The following is a 13,659-nucleotide window of genomic DNA, read 5'->3' on the forward strand; positions in this document are numbered from 1 at the left end:
CTTCCGCGAATTGGTGACGCGCTTTCCGGACAGCAAGTACACACCCGATGCGATCCTGCGCATGAAGTACCTGGTCAATGCCCTGGCCTCACTCGAACTGCACGTCGCCCGCTATTACATGAAACGCAACGCCTACCTGGCGGCGGCGAATCGCGCCCAGTACGCCGTGTTGAACTACCCCGAGGCACCCGCCACCGAAGAGGCTCTGTTCATCATGGTCAAGGCCTACGACGCGCTCGGCCTCACCGACCTGCGCGACGACGCCGAACGCGTCATGCGCAGGAATTTTCCGAACAGTGAATACTACGTACGCGGCCTGGATCGCAAGGAACCGTGGTGGAAACTCTGGTAACAAGACAGACAGGACACCGCCTCGACGCACCCGCCGTCAGACCGACTGCTTGATGGCCAGCACCGCCTGATTCCGCAAGGTGCGCATCAGTGACAGTTCCTGCTCCGAGATCACGATCTCGCCGGCCAGCGCGCGATCGGCATAGATCATCGCCACCGCACTGCCCTTGATGCAGAGCGGGAAGACGACGAAGGTCTCGGCAGCCACCGCCTTACGGAACCACTCCGGGATGCGCGCTGCAATTTTCGGATCGTTGGTGTCGCTAATCAGGATATCGACCCCGTTCGCCAGCGCCGCGTGAAAGATGTCTGGCGCAAAGACCAGTGAAAACCTGAAGCGTTTCGCCACCTCCAGCGCATCGGGACCGAAGCCGAAACGACCAAGCATGGAATTGCTGCGCGGATCGCGGATACACAGGATCACCCGCTCGAAGCCCTTGGCCCGATAAATCGTCTCGAGCGTGATGCGCATGACATCATTGAGCCTGAAGTCACTGACCAGCGCGTTACTGACGTCCTGAATCCCGGCCAACAGGGTGATGGTGCTCGCTGCCACAGAGACTTCCCCGCTCCCGGCGCCTGCGGCACTCACCACGCTCCCATCGCTGCCCGTCGCGCCGGCGGTGCCATCCCAGGGTAGCAGTTCGGGCGCTGTCGAAAGCGGAGTGGAATCAGGAAGCGCCGTCCCGTGCAGCTCGTCATCGACCCGCGGCACGGTCGCCGGTTCACCCTGCGTTACACCCCAGGCCTTGAGTTGCCGGCCGAGACGGGTCTGCTGCAGATTGAGCTGGATGCTGCGTGCAAACTCGGCCACCTGCTCGAGTGACTGGTCGACCGCCTTGCGCAGATCTTTCTCGTCGACGGCGACAGCCTCGGCAAAACGACTGGCGACCCGGCGCAGGTCCTTGGTCTGCTGGTCGACACTGCTGTCGATGAGCACCGTACACAGCTCATTGGACAGCGCCGAAAGCACGCGCAAGCGCTCTTCCTGGCTGCCCGGACGGCGAACACTGCCGGCAGGCAGCCGACGCATGCTATTGACGATCAGCCGCGGAAACCCCCAGGTCTGGGCAATCGCCATGCCCAGTTCCTCGAACGAGATACCGAGCACCTGTTGCGCCGCAGCGTCTTCCGGGCAGTTCCTGTACAGCAGGATGCGTTTGATTTCGGCGCTTTCCTCCGGGAAGTAGTACTGACTCAACAGGCGACCAAGATTGTGGAACATCGAGCAGATGAACAATTGCTCAATCTCCTGGCGCGCAGCGACCCTGCCACCGACATCCCGCGCCAGAACACCGGCCAAATGAGCGCGCAGGAATTCATCCCTGAGCTGATTGGCATTATCCTTGTTCTGCAGGTGATCGAGCAGCAGCACGGTAATGGCGATGCTACGTACCGCATCGAGGCCGAGAACGACAACCGCGCGCGATACGGTGCTGATATTCCCGCCCCCAGCCTGCCGGTAATACGCCGAGTTGACCATTCGCAGGATCTTGTTGGTGAGCGAGAAATCCTTGAGGATCGTATTCGAAACCTGGGAAACGCTCTGATTCTCCGATGCCGTGATTCGGTTGATCGCGCCAACCGACTCGGAAAGCGCAGGGAAATCACTCTTGCGCCGCATGCGCCGCAGCAGAAAATCGATCGTACTCTGCCTGGGATTCCCGGACTCGAGCGGGACCTCCGGATGAAGATAATCGCCCAGCGCTTCGCGCATCTGCGCAGCGGACTCGTATCGACTCGCCGGATCCCGCGCCAGTGCCCGGTGCACCAGATGCACAAGCCGCTCGTCAAGCAGACCATCGGTTTCGGCGGGCAAGGAAATGTCCTCGCTGACGATCCGCCGCATCACCTGCTGGACATCGCTCCCGGCAAACGCCCGCTGGCCGGAGAGCAGCTCGAAGAAGATGAGTCCGGCAGAAAAGACGTCCGATCTTTCGCTGCTGATCCGTTGCGCGATGTATTCCGGAGCCATGTAGGCCGGCGTCCCGGTCAACTGGCCACCGTCGTTCGAGCGGACCTCGGCCCGCGCGGCGATTCCGAAATCCATGACACGCGCAGTCCCGTCGTCGTCGATCAGAATGTTGCTCGGCTTGAGGTCACGATGGATGATGCCGCCCGCGTGTGCATGGCTGATCGCATCAAGGATCGCCTGCATGATCGGGATGGCCTTGCCCGGTGGCAAGGCACCGGTGAGCTTGAGGTGTTCGGCCAGGTTCTTGCCCGGTACAAACTGGAAAACCAGATACAGGTCGCCCTCCTCTTCGGCCGCCTCGAAGATTGGGACGATGTTCGGATGGCGCAACTGGCTGACCATTCGTGCTTCATCGAGCAACCGGCCATTCTGCCGGGCATCCGGGTGCACGAAATGCAGCGTCTTGATTGCCACCTGGCGCTGCAGGTGCGGATCACGGGCAAGATAGACGACGCTCTGCGCCCCACGGCCCAATTCGCGAATGATCTCGAAACGCCCGACGTGTTTGCCCACACCGCACCACCCTCACAGAAAGAAGCCACTTCAGGTGCCGCCAAGTCGCCAACCAGGGTCGACCGGGCAAGCTGCTCAAACGTCTTCCGCAGCCGGATCAAGGTCGGCGAGATCACCAAGCTGCAATTGTGCTTCGTTCGTCGGTAACGCTTCGATCCCCTTCAGCTTGCGTTCGATCTGGCGCGTCCGGATACCCGCCGATTCGATGCTTCTGCTCGCCTGATCGAGCTTGCGGCGGGTCAGTTCGAGCGCTTCCCCAAACTTGCCGAACTCGGTCTTGACCGCGCCGAGCACCGCCCAGACCTCCGACGAACGCCGTTCGATCGCCAGCGTCCGAAAACCCATCTGCAGGCTGTTGAGCAGGGCAGCCAGCGTCGTCGGTCCGGCCACGCAGATACGCAGATCACGTTGCAGGGCATCGACCAAACCCGGTCGACGCAAGACCTCAGCGTACAGACCTTCGGTCGGCAGATAAAGAATCGCGAAATCGGTCGTATGCGGTGGCTCGACGTATTTGTCGCGGATCTTGCGGGCCTCTTCGCGCAAGCGCGCCTCGAGCGCCCGTGTCGCCGAGTCGAGCGCGGGCAGATCGCTGCGCTCCTGCGCCTCGACCAGGCGCTGGTAGTCCTCCAGCGGGAACTTGGCGTCGATCGGCAGCCACACCGGCCGCTGCTCGTCGCCGTTTGCGGCGAGTCCCGGTAAACGAATGGCAAACTCGACGCGATCCAGCCGATTCGGTCTGGTCGCGACGTTTCTGGCGTATTGCTCGGCAGTCAGCAATTGGTCGAGCAGTGCCTCGAGCTGCACCTCACCCCAGGTACCTCGAGTCTTCACATTGGTAAGTACACGCTTCAGGTCACCAACCCCGGTAGCCAGCGTCTGCATTTCACCGAGCCCGCGATGCACCTGCTCCAGGCGATCGCTGACCAGTTTGAATGACTCGCCAAGCCTTTGTTCGAGCGTCGCGTGCAGCTTCTCGTCGACTGTCCGCCGCATTTCTTCGAGCTTGAGCGCGTTGTCCCCCTGCATCACGACGAGGCGCTCCTCGATCGCCCGACGCAGGCTCTCGAAGCGTCGTTCGTTACTGTCGGTCAGGCGCGACAACTGCAGTGCGAAAGACTCGAGCTGCTGCCCCTGCAGTCTGCCGAGCTGGGCGAGTTGGCCGGCCAGGTTCTGTGCCAGGCGGCTCAGCGACACCGCCTGCTCGTCGCGGTCGCCGCGCGCAGCGCTGGCCGCCTCCTGCCGCCCGAGCGCCAGTTCCTGGCGCAGTTCGCGCTCGCTCCGCTCGAGAGCGGCGTGCAGGTCGTGCAAGCGCGCGTCGACCATCTCGCGCGTCGACCCCGAGCGCAACAACACCAGGATCTGCAGCGCGATCAGCAGCGCACCGAGTGCCAACGCCACATGGACCATGCCTTCAGTCATTCCTCGCCGCGTCCTTCAGCCGGCCCCCGCCGCTGCTTCTACTTCAGCGACAGTGCCACCTTGCTCTCCTTGGCCTGCTTCGCCGATTCCGATTTGCCCTCCGTACCGACCAGCTTCACCGGCCGCAGAAACAGGCGCTCCGACGGCAGATCATGCGCCAGCAACCAGTCCAGCACACTCTTTGCCCGCCGATCCGCGAGATCGCGCAGTTCCTCTTCGCCGACCGTCGTGTTGGCGAGTATCAGTTTCTCCATCTCCTCGACAGGCAGCCCCTTGACCATGCCGATCAGATTGCGTGGCTTGGGGAACTTCTCGGCACGGTAGACCCGCTCGAGCAGTACCGGATATTCCTTGGCGCTGACCTCGACGGTATCAACCGAACCGCTTTCCACGGCTTTCTTGGTCAGTTCCTCACGCTTCAACGCCCGTACCTTGCTGTCCAGACGATAACGCTTCAGACCCTCGGTGTCGGTCTCCGGATCGGCCCGCCCCTCGATCTCCAGCTTCAGTGCTGGTCGGTCAAGCAAGGCCTTGGCCAGGCTTTCGAGACGCTTTTGCGCCTCCGGCGTGATGCTCGCCTGTCCAGTGTCGAATTCGATGCTCGACAGCTCCTCGCCGCCACCAAAGATTGACCCCAACAGGGCAAACGGTGCAGTGACCGCCTTGACCAGGACATTGACGATCACCTTGACGATCAGGCCGCCGATACTGAACTCCGGATCATTGAGGGACCCTGATATCGGAAGGTTGATATCGATTTCACCGTTCCGGTTCTTGAGTAGCGCCACTGCCAGAGTGACCGGCAGCTTGGTTGCATCCGGACTGCTGACTGGTTGGCCGAAGGTCAGTTGGTCGAGAAACAATCGGTTCTCGGCAGTCAGCTGCATGTTCTCGATCTTGTACTTCACGAACAGCGACAGCTTCCCTTTCTCGATCGCGTAACCGGCATATTTCCCGGAGTAAGGCGAGAGCGGGGTCATTTCGATGCCCTTGACGTCGGCCTGCAGGTCGAGATAGGGAGTCGCCGACAGCGGATTCAGCCGCCCGCTGACGGTCAATGGCGCGATGTTGTCGTAACTGCCGCGCAGCTCGACCGTGGCAACGCTGTCGGCAGCGGACGACAGCCCTTTGATCGTGCCACCGATCTTTTTCAGGTTCGCCGAGTAATTGGGCTTGATGAAATTGTCGGTAAACCTGATGTCGCCGCCCTGCAGGGTGACCTTCCCGATGTTCACCGGCCACACCGTCTTGCCCGCCGCCACCGGCGCGGAGGCCTTTCCTTCCCCGGCCGCCACCGGTGGCGCGAGCGCCCGCGGTTCGACCGGTTTTGCATCGGATTGACGCAGCACCTGCAACAGGTTCAGTTTGCCCTCACGCGAGATGATGACGCGGGCAAAGAAGTCGCTGAGCGCCACCTCACCGATCGACACCGAGTCTGGTTTGAGCTGCAGGTCGATCTTGCCCAGATAGAGCGACTTCCACTTCAGGAAGTCGGCCGAATTGATCTTGTCGACCGCATAGAAATCACCCACCGTGAGTTGTCCGGCAAAGCCTGCGCTCAGTCCTGCAGCGTCTATCGCGCCAGCCGCCGGCTTGGCCGTCTGCGCTGCCTGCCGCAGCCGGAAGGCACCATCCAGAGTGACCTGACCGCGTGTGACATCGATGTTCAGGTGCTCGGTCACATAAGGTTGCAGGGGCAAGAGTTCCAGTGTCTTGACCGCCACCTTCAGATCGGCGTCAAGCGGGAACGCCCTGATGCTGCCGCCGACCTCGACCTCTCCCTTGCGATTGAACTGAAAACGGGTAGCCAGCCGGGCGATGCTGCCGGGCTCGGTCGACAGGTTCTCCGCCCTGATGTTCATTCCATCGATCGTATGCGCCACCGGCGGCGACACGGCGCCATCCTCGAAGCGCAAACCCAGATCCTCGCCACGATACCGGCCAACGGTGACTTTCCATGGACCGGCGGTATCCTTCTGCGAGGCGGCAACCGCAGCCAGCGTGGGTGTCTGGACAAATTCGATGCGGCCGTCAACCGCACGCCGAAAAAGCATCCGGCCGCCACGCGTCGTCAGCTCGTCGATCACCACTTCGCGCCTGGCAAGGTCGAGCTTTCCGCCAGTCACCGAGTTGGTTGCTGCCTTGATCCACGGCTCGGCCTGCATGCGCCAGGCGGCGTCGAACTCGGCCGATGTGCCTCCCTTGCTGTCGAGCTTCCGCAAACCCAGATCGATTCCATCGATGCTCGCCGAGAACGGCTTGCCGTGCGACTCGTCGAGCCAGCGCAGCGCGCCGCCGCTCACCTTTCCTTCGCCGAGCGACCAGGCCAGCAGTGGCGACGCCGCTTGTGCTGTTGCGTTGCCGGCAGCCGCCATCTCCTTGCTGAGAAACTCCAGCCAGTTGATCTTTCCCTGCCGGCTGACGCGAGCGTAAATCTCCGGCGACTCGACCGAAAAGCGGTCGATGGCGAAGTTCCGGCGCAAGGGATCGATTTCTCCCAACAGCACCTCCAGCCGCCTTACCGAGACCAGGGGAGCCCCCTCGGCATCCTTGACCACCAGATCCTTGACTGCCACGCTGCCGCCAACACTGAACGTCGGCTGATCCGCTTCCACCCGATGAAACAGGAGCTTCAGGTCACCGTCGATGGCGCCTGAAACCCACTGGATCGGCAGGCGAAACGGCAGATAGTCGAGATACTGGCCGATCTGTATGTCGCGCAGATCGACCACCAACTCGCTTTCCCGCGTTTCCGCAAAGGGCTTGCTCTTGCCCTGGATGACCAGCGGCGAGCCGTCGATGGCGGCCGAAAATGCTGGTTCGACGAAGATGTCAACCGAACTCGGCAAGCTCGAAACGAAAGGCAGTGCGATGTTCAGGTTACTGAGCGAATGTTTCTCGCCCAGTGCCTGATCGTCGAAGTCGACCTTGCCGCCCGAAACCTGGATGTTGTTCAGCGAAAAACGGGGCGTCGGGTCATCCGACGGGGGCTTGGCCAGAAACTGGTCGATCAGATCGGAAAAGTTGAGGCGCCCATCAGGCAGGCGCACGATCTTCAGCGCCGGACCGAGCAGCCTCAATTCGCTGATCACCGGCCCGAAACGGAACAGCGAACTCGACTCAAGGTTCAGATATAACTGCTCGAATCCCGCGACCACCGCCCCGCCACCTTTTTCCTGCACCTGCAGTCCGTCTACTTGCAGCGACAGGCTGTAGGGGTTTATCCTCAGCCCCTCGACGGTCACCGGTCGCTGCAGGGCTGTGGAGAGCTGGTCGACCAACACCCATTTGACGAGCGGCGGAAAGACGAGGAAGCCGAGCACGCCAATGGCCAGCAATCCGAGTGCGAGGCGCAGCCCGTATCTTTTTAGTCGCTGGGAGACGTTCACGTTGACGGAATCGGTTTTTTCGGTCATGGCAGAGGGCCGTGCACTGACTGGGAAAGGCGCCAATTTAGCACGAAGAGGCCCCTGCCGCACTCAGGCGGCTGCCGCGTCACGGTGTCGGGAAAAATGAACTCGACTTCACGTCCGAAAGTCCTTGTCGTCGACGACAACGACCTGATGCGCACCCTGTTACGCGGCATGCTGCGCGAGAGCGACTACGACGTGATCGGCGAGGCCAGGAATGGTGTTGCCGCACTCGAACTGACCGAGCGCCTCCAACCAGACATCATCTGCATGGACCTGGTGATGCCCGAGATGAATGGCGTCGAGGCACTACAGGCAATCAAGGCCAGGCACCCGGATGTCATCGTCGTCATGATCACCGGCAGCCCGAGCGTTGACAATGTCCGCGAATCGATTCGGAACGGCGCCAGTGGCTTCATCATCAAGCCATTCAACGCCGGCAAGCTGCTCGACACGATCGACCGCGCCTGGCAGTCGACAAGACGGGAGTTCAACGGCCAGGCACGTGTCTGAGCGGGCACCAACGATAATCAGAAGCTGTTTTTCCACTCGCGCAGGGCGGTGAACACCGCCAGCGCGTCGCCGACGTCTGCTACCCGGCGCCTAACCGAATTCGCCACCTCCGGCTGAGCGCAGCGCAAGAAGGGGTTGCTTGCCTTCTCGACCCCGATTGTCGACGGCACCGTCGCCCGCCCCTCGCCCCGCGCCGCGGCAACCTCTTCCGCCCGCCGCCGCAGGAGGAGATTCCCCGGTTCGACCGCCAATGCGAAGCGCAAGTTGGCCTGGGTATATTCGTGCGCGCAATACACCGCCGTAGCATCCGGCAGCGCAGCCAGCCGAGCCAGGGAGTCGGCCATCTGCGCCGCCGTCCCCTCGAACAGACGCCCGCAACCACCGGCGAACAAGGTATCGCCACAGAACAGGCTGCCTGAGCCATAATAGGCAATGTGGCCCAGGGTGTGTCCGGGCACCGCAATCACCTGGAACTCGATGTCGCAGGCGGGAATCCGTATGATTTCGCCGCCGCACAATGGCTTGGTGATGCCGGTGATCGACTCGGCTGCCGGACCGTAGACCTCCGCCGGATAATGCGCCAGCAGCCCGCAGACCCCACCCTGATGATCGGCATGGTGATGGGTGACGAGAATGCTGGTCAGCGACAGCGCCTCGCGCTCGAGAACTTCGAGCACCGGACCGGCGTCGCCGGGATCGACCACAGCCGCCGCCGCGCCTTTGCGCAACAACCAGATGTAGTTATCCTTGAAAGCTGGAATACGGATGACGTCGAACATCGCCGAATTTTGGAAGAACTGCAGAAAATGTCAATTCCTGGGCTTGGCGCCTGGCTGCACAGTGCGCAAGGGCGCTACGTCATGGCTTGGGAGCAAGCCCGGATCGATTCGGTGGTGGCCGACCTGTTCGGCTACAACGCGATCCAGATCGGTTTGCCGGAACGCGAGTTGCTGGCGCACAACCGCATCCCCTTGCGCCAGGTGGCTGGCGATTCAGGCCAGGTCGACATCCTCTGCGATCTGCGCCACCTGCCCTTCGCCGCACACAGCATCGACCTGGTGGTGATGGCACACGTCCTCGAGTTTCATGACGACCCGCATCAGATTTTGCGCGAAGTTGAACGCATACTGATTCCCGAAGGTGAACTGCTCATCACGGGCTTCAACCCGATCTCGATCTGGGGCCTGCGCCAGCGCCTCCCCAACTGCCCACATGGTTTTCCCTGGAATGGCCACTACCTGTCCGTGCTGCGTCTCAAGGACTGGCTGCAACTACTCGGCTTCGAGGTCGAACGCAGCAGCTTCGGCTGTTACTCGCCACCCTGCACGCATGAGCGCTGGTTGCAGCACTGGCAGTTCATGGAGGCGGCCGGCAACCGTTGGTGGAATTTTGCCGGTGGCGTCTATCTGCTGCGCGCCATCAAGCGCGTGCACGGCATGCGCCTGATCCTGCCGAGCTGGAAACAGCAAGGCTCGGCGCGCAAGGCCCTCTCGGCGGTCAGCAAAAAGGAAAGGGAACAACATGAGTGATGAAACCCTGGTCATCATCTACGCCGATGGCGGCTGTCGCGGGAACCCGGGACCCGGGGGCTGGGGCGCGGTTCTGCAGGCCGGCGATCGGGAAAAGGAATTATGGGGAGGAGAACCCGCCACGACCAACAACCGGATGGAACTGACGGCCGCCATACGCGCCCTCGAAGCACTCAGGAAACCGGCAACGGTCCACCTGCATACCGACTCGCAGTACCTGCAGAAAGGCATCAGCGAGTGGATCAGCAACTGGAAGCGCAACGGCTGGCGTACCGCCGACAAGAAACCGGTGAAGAACGCCGACCTCTGGCAGCGGCTCGACGAACTGGCCGGCCAACACCAGATCCAGTGGTGCTGGGTCAAGGGGCACGCCGGCCATGCCGGCAATGAACGCGCCGATGCTCTGGCCAACCGCGGCATGGACGAGCTGCCACCACAGCAGCGTGGCCGCACGCCACGCTGAAGCGCACGCCGGGAGCAACCCACATGCGCAAGATCTTCCTCGACACGGAAACCACCGGCCTGGAGCACAAACTCGGCCACCGCATCATCGAAGTTGCCGGCGTCGAGATGCGCAATCGCCACCTGACCAATCGGCATTTCCACAGCTACCTCAACCCGGAGCGGGAGATCGACGCCGGAGCCTTGTCGGTGCACGGCATCAGCCGCGAGTTTCTGCTCGACAAGCCGCGCTTCGCCGACATGGCGACCGAATTTCTCGACTTCATCCGCGGCGCCGAACTGGTGATCCACAATGCCCCGTTTGACATCGGCTTCCTGAACGCCGAACTCGCGCTGCTCGACATGGCACCGGTCGAAACCGTCTGCCATGGGGTCTGCGATACCCTGCGCATGGCCAAGGAACTCCACCCGGGCAAGAAGAACAACCTCAACGCCCTGTGCGAGCGCTACGGCGTGGACCACTCGCACCGCACGCTGCACGGGGCGCTGCTCGATGCCGAAATTCTCGCCGAAGTATACCTGGCGATGACCCGCGGCCAGGAAAGCCTGATCATCGATCTCGCCGACGAAAGAACGCCCGGGATCGAGACCGTCGCTTCAACGCACCGGTCAGGTGAGTGCCGCGCGCAACTGGTCCGGCGCGCCAGCCCGGACGAAATTGCCGAACATGAGCGCATTCTGGCGGCGATAGACCAGGCCAGCAAAGGCAAATGCCTGTGGCTAATACGGTCCGCGGCCGACGGCTGAGCTGGCGCCAGTGCCTGCCGCATGCCCTGGCGATCACCGGTGTCGCCGCCCTGCTGACCGCCCTGCTCGGTTCCCCGGGGGCAGCGCGCACGGGCACGCCGGCACCATCGCTGCAAGCCTGGATCGACGCGACTCCGGCCGGCGCCAGCCTGGACGCGCCGGCCGGCACCTATTCCGGACCCGTGATCATCAGCCGGCCGATCCGCATCGACGGTCGGGGAGAAGTCACCCTCGACGGTGGCGGCAGCGGCAGCGTCCTCACCGTACGCGCCAGCGGCGTCACCCTGCGTGGACTCCATCTCACGCACTCGGGTGATTCGCATGACAGAATCGACTCGGCGATCCTCATCGAACAGGGCAGCAACAACGTCATCGAGAACAACGTGATCGACGACGTCCTGTTCGGGGTCACCTTGCAGGAGGCCAACGAAAACCACATCGTCGGCAACCGCATCCGCTCGCGCCCGGTCGATCCGGCCGACCGTGGCGATGGCATCCGGCTCTGGTACAGCATGGGAAACAGAATCGAAAACAACGATATTGCACGCATGCGCGACATCACGGTCAGCAATTCGCTGCGCAACCGCTTTGTCGGGAACAGCATCCGTGAGAGCCGCCGGGCATTGAATCTGCTTTTCTCGCACCGCACCCTGATCGAGAACAACCGGCTGAGCGACAACTCGACCGGAATCACGGCGCTCAACTCGGACGGACTGATCATTCGTCGCAACCGGATCATGCACGCCGTCGATGCCAGCGGCGCCGGCGTCGCCCTCAAGGAAAGCGGCACCACCCTGATTCACGACAATGAAATCATCCACTGCGCGATCGGCGTCCTGTCGGACTCGCCGATCCACGCGATCAATCGCATCACGCTGATCGACAACCGCATCGCGCACAATTTCACCGGTGTCAGCTTCTACGGAGAGAGAGGCGGCCATCTGATCCTGCGCAACCGTATCGAGCACAACCTCTGGCCGGCGCTGGTTGGCGAAGGCGGTCGCGCGGACGGCAATGAATGGCGGGGCAACTACTGGGACAGCTATCAGGGCTTCGACCTCGACCATGACGGTGTCGGTGACACGCCCTACGAGCTGTGGGCGCACGCCGACCAGATCTGGATAGAGACGCCGATGGCCAGTTTCTTCCGCAACTCACCCGCTCTGGAACTGCTCGATTTCCTGGAACGTCTCGCTCCTTTTGCGCCGCCGACCTTGCTGCTGCGCGATCCGGAGCCCCTGGTCCGGCGCTCGACTGCCGACGATCGACGCTGACCCGCCGGGTGCCTCAGGGGCCACTTGCCGATCAGCCGCCACGGCCCGCCAACACAGGTTTTCTCCGGCAAAATGATCGGCACGCCACGGGCATCCCGCCGACCAACCGGCTCTCAGCCCTCGCCGGGCGTCTCCGGGGTGCGCCGCGGCCGCCGCACGTGCCTCCTGGGCGGGCGCGCTTCGGCGGGACGCCCATCGACCGCGGCCTCGGGAACCGGGTCAGGCCGCTGAACCGGCGGCCGCGGGTCGGGACGAGCCGCCGGGGGCCGACCTCCGCTCTTCCTTTGATCCGGCCGACGACTCGTCCCGGGAACACCAGGGCGCTTCTCTGGCTGGCGTTCGCCCGGTCTGTCGGAATGTCTTTCGGACTCACGGTTTCCCGGCGCCAGGGTGATCTCGATCTCGATGATCTCGTCCCATTGCTCATCGGTCCGGTCGCGCTCGGGGATGGCGAGCAGTTCACGGAGTCGCCGACGGGAATCCTGGGGAGGTAAATCGTTCATGCCGACATTATGACTCACACCATAGCCATCGTTCAACAAGCATCGACGCCGGCAAGGAACGAGGATGTCGAAAACTCGTGCCTTGCCGTGTGAACCGGCCTCGGTGCTCGGCGGACGACCCGAACCGGTCGTCCGCACGCTGCAGCAGCGTGGCGCGCGCCGTCGTTTCGGTCCGGCAAGCACCCGCAGACGGCAAGCGCAGACGCGAAAAGGCCCGCAACGCAGCGGGCCCTTTACTTCCCCGACACCCCGGCATCAGCCAAGGATCGGCGGACTCGACGATGCTGGTCGGCCGACTGGCCGACCAGCCAATGATCAGTGTTGCGCGCGCAGGCTGGCGGCAAAAGTGGTCTGCAGACCCTCGGGAAACTGGAAACGGGCCAGGGTGCGGTGAAGATCGGCTTCATTGACGCCGCTGCTGCTGTCCTGAAAGCGGATTCCCAGGGGACGGCCATTGGCCGCCAGGGTGGCAAAGGCAAAACGCCAGCGCTGCGCCTCGGCCAGACGCTCGCGCAACTCGCCCTCGTTGCTGATTTCGACACCAGCCTGCTTCAGGGAATCGAGAAACTGGTCGAAAGATTCGTTGCTCAAGCTACCCATTTTGTTCTCCTGTCCAAGTATCGGTAAGTGTTCCACCCATGGCCGGAATAACGCCTGCTTCAGCAGGCGGTTGACAGGTTTCCTCAAGAAAGACTCGACACCGGCAGACGGCCATGCCGGTGCGGAAGAGCACGCCTTGACGGCCTTGGCGAACGCTCGGGCGAATCGGACACGCGAAGCGTATACAATGCCGCCATTACCCGATCACGCCAGCCCATGCAAAAAACCCGCAAGCATCTCGAACTCCTGGCCCCGGCGAAGAACGCCGACTTCGGTATCGAGGCCATCATCCATGGCGCCGACGCCGTCTATATCGGTGGCCCGGCGTTCGGCGCGCGCGCCAAGGCCGACAATTCGCTG

General features: G+C 62.6%; 12 protein-coding genes. 7 read left to right on the top strand and 5 right to left on the bottom strand.

The window, feature by feature from the left end; all coding sequences use genetic code 11:
• The coding region (bamD, locus tag JNK99_RS15450) for an outer membrane protein assembly factor BamD (RefSeq protein WP_291854647.1) at positions 1 to 352 on the top strand (352 nt) is incomplete at its 5' end.
• Between the two features lie 36 nt (positions 353 to 388).
• Here bamD and JNK99_RS15455 read toward each other — a convergent pair.
• The 3 genes from JNK99_RS15455 to JNK99_RS15465 all read right to left on the bottom strand — a co-directional run bounded on the left by JNK99_RS15455 (position 389) and on the right by JNK99_RS15465 (position 7,677).
• Positions 389 to 2,839: a serine/threonine protein kinase gene (locus tag JNK99_RS15455; RefSeq protein WP_291854648.1), complete on the bottom strand. Its 2,451-nt coding sequence runs from the start codon at positions 2,837 to 2,839 to the stop codon at positions 389 to 391.
• Positions 2,840 to 2,914: 75 nt separating this feature from the next.
• Positions 2,915 to 4,261, bottom strand: coding sequence for a DNA recombination protein RmuC (rmuC, locus tag JNK99_RS15460; protein ID WP_291854651.1), 1,347 nt, complete (start codon positions 4,259 to 4,261; stop codon positions 2,915 to 2,917).
• Positions 4,262 to 4,299: 38 nt separating this feature from the next.
• On the bottom strand, positions 4,300 to 7,677 hold the full coding sequence (locus JNK99_RS15465) for a DUF748 domain-containing protein (RefSeq protein ID WP_291854653.1): 3,378 nt from the start codon (positions 7,675 to 7,677) through the stop codon (positions 4,300 to 4,302).
• Between the two features lie 96 nt (positions 7,678 to 7,773).
• Between JNK99_RS15465 and JNK99_RS15470 the strand changes: the two genes are divergently transcribed.
• On the top strand, positions 7,774 to 8,184 hold the full coding sequence (locus JNK99_RS15470; protein WP_291854656.1) for a response regulator: 411 nt from the start codon (positions 7,774 to 7,776) through the stop codon (positions 8,182 to 8,184).
• 17 nt (positions 8,185 to 8,201) lie between these two features.
• On the opposite strand, the gene gloB is transcribed toward JNK99_RS15470, so the two are convergent.
• The gene (gene gloB / locus JNK99_RS15475; RefSeq protein ID WP_291854660.1) at positions 8,202 to 8,963 is read right to left on the bottom strand and encodes a hydroxyacylglutathione hydrolase; all 762 of its coding nucleotides are present in this window, start codon (positions 8,961 to 8,963) and stop codon (positions 8,202 to 8,204) included.
• A 27-nt stretch (positions 8,964 to 8,990) separates the two neighbouring features.
• On the opposite strand from gloB, the gene JNK99_RS15480 reads away from it, so the two are divergent.
• The 5 genes from JNK99_RS15480 to JNK99_RS15500 all read left to right on the top strand — a co-directional run bounded on the left by JNK99_RS15480 (position 8,991) and on the right by JNK99_RS15500 (position 12,690).
• On the top strand, positions 8,991 to 9,713 hold the full coding sequence (locus JNK99_RS15480) for a class I SAM-dependent methyltransferase (protein WP_291854663.1): 723 nt from the start codon (positions 8,991 to 8,993) through the stop codon (positions 9,711 to 9,713).
• Positions 9,706 to 10,176, top strand: coding sequence for a ribonuclease HI (rnhA, locus tag JNK99_RS15485; protein WP_291854666.1), 471 nt, complete (start codon positions 9,706 to 9,708; stop codon positions 10,174 to 10,176). The genes JNK99_RS15480 and rnhA overlap by 8 nt, the downstream gene beginning before the upstream one ends.
• A 23-nt stretch (positions 10,177 to 10,199) precedes the next feature.
• Positions 10,200 to 10,922, top strand: coding sequence for a DNA polymerase III subunit epsilon (gene dnaQ, locus JNK99_RS15490; protein ID WP_291854669.1), 723 nt, complete (start codon positions 10,200 to 10,202; stop codon positions 10,920 to 10,922).
• A complete protein-coding gene (gene nosD / locus JNK99_RS15495; protein ID WP_291854672.1) occupies positions 10,886 to 12,196 on the top strand; it encodes a nitrous oxide reductase family maturation protein NosD in 1,311 nt (436 codons plus the stop codon). The genes dnaQ and nosD overlap by 37 nt, the downstream gene beginning before the upstream one ends.
• Positions 12,197 to 12,552: 356 nt before the next feature.
• Entirely contained in the window at positions 12,553 to 12,690 is a 138-nt protein-coding gene (locus JNK99_RS15500; RefSeq protein ID WP_291854675.1) for a hypothetical protein, read from the top strand.
• A 324-nt stretch (positions 12,691 to 13,014) separates the two neighbouring features.
• On the opposite strand, the gene JNK99_RS15505 is transcribed toward JNK99_RS15500, so the two are convergent.
• Positions 13,015 to 13,299 carry a hypothetical protein gene (locus tag JNK99_RS15505; RefSeq protein WP_291854678.1) on the bottom strand — a complete coding sequence of 95 codons (285 nt, stop codon included), beginning with the start codon at positions 13,297 to 13,299 and terminating at the stop codon, positions 13,015 to 13,017.
• Between the last annotated feature and the right edge of the window lie 360 nt (positions 13,300 to 13,659).

The organism is Accumulibacter sp. (assembly GCF_016789985.1).
Classification (GTDB): Bacteria; Pseudomonadota; Gammaproteobacteria; order Burkholderiales; family Rhodocyclaceae; genus Accumulibacter.

Excerpts from the sequence above, each read along its gene's own strand:
- rmuC (WP_291854651.1), bottom strand. The coding sequence starts at position 4,261 with ATGACTGAAGGCATGGTCCATGTGGCGTTGGCACTCGGTGCGCTGCTG.
- JNK99_RS15465 (WP_291854653.1), bottom strand. The coding sequence starts at position 7,677 with ATGACCGAAAAAACCGATTCCGTCAACGTGAACGTCTCCCAGCGACTA.
- JNK99_RS15470 (WP_291854656.1), top strand. The coding sequence starts at position 7,774 with ATGAACTCGACTTCACGTCCGAAAGTCCTTGTCGTCGACGACAACGAC.
- gloB (WP_291854660.1), bottom strand. The coding sequence starts at position 8,963 with ATGTTCGACGTCATCCGTATTCCAGCTTTCAAGGATAACTACATCTGG.
- JNK99_RS15480 (WP_291854663.1), top strand. The coding sequence starts at position 8,991 with ATGTCAATTCCTGGGCTTGGCGCCTGGCTGCACAGTGCGCAAGGGCGC.
- rnhA (WP_291854666.1), top strand. The coding sequence starts at position 9,706 with ATGAGTGATGAAACCCTGGTCATCATCTACGCCGATGGCGGCTGTCGC.
- dnaQ (WP_291854669.1), top strand. The coding sequence starts at position 10,200 with ATGCGCAAGATCTTCCTCGACACGGAAACCACCGGCCTGGAGCACAAA.
- nosD (WP_291854672.1), top strand. The coding sequence starts at position 10,886 with ATGCCTGTGGCTAATACGGTCCGCGGCCGACGGCTGAGCTGGCGCCAG.
- JNK99_RS15500 (WP_291854675.1), top strand. The coding sequence starts at position 12,553 with ATGTCTTTCGGACTCACGGTTTCCCGGCGCCAGGGTGATCTCGATCTC.
- JNK99_RS15505 (WP_291854678.1), bottom strand. The coding sequence starts at position 13,299 with ATGGGTAGCTTGAGCAACGAATCTTTCGACCAGTTTCTCGATTCCCTG.